At 39.5% G+C, this 3,900-nt stretch carries 3 protein-coding genes; all 3 read left to right on the top strand.

The window, feature by feature from the left end:
• On the top strand, positions 1-750 hold a 750-nt coding region (locus tag ACRCJ0_RS10325; RefSeq protein ID WP_431390381.1), incomplete at its 5' end, for an ABC transporter permease.
• A 17-nt stretch (positions 751-767) separates the two neighbouring features.
• Positions 768-1,685 carry an ABC transporter permease gene (locus ACRCJ0_RS10330; protein ID WP_016897203.1) on the top strand — a complete coding sequence of 306 codons (918 nt, stop codon included), beginning with the start codon at positions 768-770 and terminating at the stop codon, positions 1,683-1,685.
• Positions 1,686-1,735: 50 nt separating this feature from the next.
• Entirely contained in the window at positions 1,736-3,544 is a 1,809-nt protein-coding gene (gene opp4A, locus ACRCJ0_RS10335; protein ID WP_431390382.1) for an oligopeptide ABC transporter substrate-binding protein, read from the top strand.
• The last annotated feature ends 356 nt before the right edge of the window (positions 3,545-3,900 follow it).

Below are 3,900 nucleotides of genomic sequence, written 5' to 3' on the forward strand. Positions count from 1 at the left end.
ACCTTCCAGGGTGACTTTGGGATGTCTTATACCTATAAATTGCCAGTATCCACTTTAATTGGTGGACGGGCGGTTAACACGATCTTCCTGTCACTGCTCACTTTGATTTTTACCTACTTAATAGCCTTACCACTTGGGATTTTATCAGGTCGTTATAATAATTCTTCTTTTGATAAAGGGGTCGTATTATACAACTTCATTTCCTATGCAATTCCAACTTTCGTACTTGCCTTACTAATGGTTTGGCTGTTTGGGTATGAGTTGCAGTGGTTCCCAACAAATGGGTCGGTATCTACTGGATTAAGTGCTGGCACACGTGCTTATTATTGGGACCGATTCTACCATATGTTACTACCAGCAATTACCTTCGCCTTGCTTGGTACAACAGGAATCATCCAGTATTTGCGGAGTGAGGTAATTGATGCAAAACAGCAAGACTATGTGAAGACGGCTCGGTCTAAAGGGGTACCTGAGAATGTGGTGTACAACCGTCACATTTTTAGAAACTCGCTATTACCAGTGGCTTCAACATTTGGTTATGAAATTACTGGTTTAATCGGGGGTTCAGTATTTATTGAACAAATCTTCGCTTATCCTGGTATGGGTCAACTCTTCATTCAATCGATTAATAGTCGTGACTATTCGGTCATTACTGCCCTGGTATTGATATTTGGTATCTCAACAATTCTAGGTACGCTACTTTCTGACATTATTATGACGATTGTAGATCCTCGTATTCGGATTGATTAGGGAAGGGGTGATGACGAATGGAAAATTATAAAAAAACAACTGACCAAGATGCGATTGCACAAGAATTAGCTAGTGCACCGCCAACTGGTTTGCGCGTAATTTGGCGTGAATTTTTAAAAGATAAACTAGCACTATTTAGCATAATCTTCTTTATCCTTATTATTCTTGGGGTATTCATTGGGGCAATTGTCATCGACCAAGATGAAGTATTGCGAATTTCTCTATTAGATTCCTATATGCCACCTAATGATGATTTTATCTTAGGAACTGATTCCGGTGGTCGTTCTATTTTTGGCCAACTAATTATAGGTGCTAGAAACTCCATTACGATTGGTTTTACCATTACGGCACTGACCAGTATCGTTGGAATCACGGTTGGTTTGGTTGCTGGTTACTATGGTGGTATTATTGATAATTTCTTGATGCGGATCATTGATTTTATCATGTTACTTCCAACCACAATGTTGATCATCGTATTTATCACACTGGTTTCAGACTATAATGTGTGGACATTCATCCTCATCATGAGTGCCTTCTATTGGGTAGGGCAAGCGCGGTTAATCCGTAGTAAAGCCTTATCTGAGAGTCGAAGAGATTATATCTCAGCATCAAGAACGATGGGGACACCAACTTACAAGATATTATTTAGGGAAATTCTCCCGAATTTAAGCTCTCTGATCATCGTAAATGTCACTTTGAACTTTGCCGCAAATATTGGTATTGAAACTGGGTTAAGTTATTTAGGATTTGGGTTACCTACTTCCACACCTAGTTTAGGGACATTGGTCAGCTACGCTCAGTCACCAGATATTCTGGAAAATAAGACTTGGGTATGGCTACCTGCATCACTACTGATTTTAGTATTGATGCTTTGCATTAACTATGTGGGTCAAGCATTAAAACGATCTGCAGATGCAAAACAACGTTTAGGGTAATTATATTTTTAAAAATTACAACATCACAATTTAGTTTAGGAGGAAAGTGTATGAAGAAATGGTATAAGTTATTGGGTTTAACAGCTGCAGCTAGCTTGGCTTTAGTGGCGTGTGGTAACAGTGATAGTGATAGTGAAACTGCAGATTCATCTTCTAGTAGTGAAAGTGGTGAGGTAGTTGCACCTGAACTAGCGACTACAGTCGATAACGAGGGTGATGCAATTGATGGTGGTACTTTACAAGTTGGTTTAGTAACGGACTCACCTTTCCAAGGTATTTTCTCTTGGGAGTTTTATGAAGATGCTTATGATGCAGAAATTATGCAGTTTGGGTTCGATTCATTATTTGGCACTGACGATGACTTCCAAATTGACGACTCCGGTAAAGCCACGTTGGCATTAGATCAAGAAAATAATAAAGCAACAATTACCTTAAAAGAAGGCTTGAAATGGTCTGATGGTGAACCATTAACAGCTGAAGATGTGATTTACTCTTATGAAGTCATTGGTCACCCTGATTATACTGGTATTCGTTATGATGGTACCTTCCAAAACGTAGTCGGTATGGAAGAATACCACAGTGGGGAAGCTGATACGATTTCTGGTATCACACAAGTTGATGATGTCACTGTTGAAATCGAATTCCAAGAAGTGAGTCCTTCAATGCTTCAAGCAGGTGGGGGTGTTTGGTCATACGCAATGCCTAAACACTATTTAGAAGACGTTCCAGTAGCCGAATTAGCTTCATCTGAGAAAATCCGTTCAACACCAGTTGGAGACGGTCCTTTCCGTATTACTAAAGTAACACCAGGTGAGTCAGTTGAATACGAAGCCAATGAATATTACTGGCAAGGTGAACCTCAATTAGATAACGTTGTCGTTGAAGTAGTGCCTTCAAGTTCGGTTGTACCAGCTTTAGAAAATGGAAAATATGACGTTGCTTTAAGTATGCCAACTGATTTATATGCAAGTTACGCTGAACTACCTGGTTATACATTACTCGGCCGCGAACAATTATCTTATACTTATATCGGATTTAAGCTGGGATCTTGGGATGCTGAAGCCGGTGAGGTTGTGTATGATGAAGATGCCAAAATGGCTGATAAATCCCTTCGTCAAGCAATGGGGTATGCTATTGATAACGATGCTGTAGCACAACGATTCTATAATGGTCTACGTTCCAATGCAAATACCGTTATTCCACCTGTATTTGGTAGCTTTGGGGCAACAACTGAAGAAGTACCTGGCTATAGCTACGATCCTGATAAAGCTAACCAACTATTAGATGATGCTGGTTATGTAGATACAGATAACGATGGTATTCGTGAAGATTCAGATGGTGAACCATTACAAATTAACTTTGCCTCTATGGAAGGTGGAGAAACGGCTGAGCCAATTGCACAATACTATATCCAAGCATGGAATGAAGTTGGATTAGATGTCCAATTAACAGATGGTCGTTTACTAGAATTCAACAGTTTCTATGACCGTATTGAAGCAGATGATGAAAATATCGATATCTATCAAGCTGCTTGGGGTACTGGTAGTGATCCTGCGCCAAATGGCTTATATGCTCGTAATGCTGCCTTTAACTATACACGTTGGGCGACTGAAGAAAATGACCAATTCATGGCTGACTTTACAAGTTCAGAAGCCTTTGACGAAGAATTCCAACGTAATACCTTTGTTGAGTGGCAAAAATACTTCTCTGAAGAAGCACCAGTTATTCCAACATTGTTCCGTCAACAAGTTATGCCTGTTAACAACCGCGTAAAACACTATGACTACGCGCATAACCCAGCGGATGACTTCGGATGGCACACAGTTGAAGTGACAGCAGATGCACCCGTATCAGAATAAAGTGATTTTAACTAGATATTACAACCACTTTTAGATAGTGATTAGGCGTACATGGCGTGGCCATGTACGCCTTTTCATTAGATAATTTTAATTTATTTGCACATTTATTAGATTTTCTTCATTTTACCTATTGCAATCATTATGATTTTGCGTTATATTAAATTCACATTAGAAAACGAAAGAGGTAGTCTCATGAAAAAGACAGCACAAGTGGTCATTATTATTAATAAACAGGACTTTACGAATTAGTGAGTTTCACTAATAACAAATCGTAAGTCCTATTCGTGCTTGTTAACGCTGAATGGGACTTAGGCCTCCCACCAGCGCGTGGGGGGCCTTTTCTTTTGCTAATAAAT

The sequence above is a fragment of the Aerococcus sp. L_32 genome (assembly GCF_050689315.1).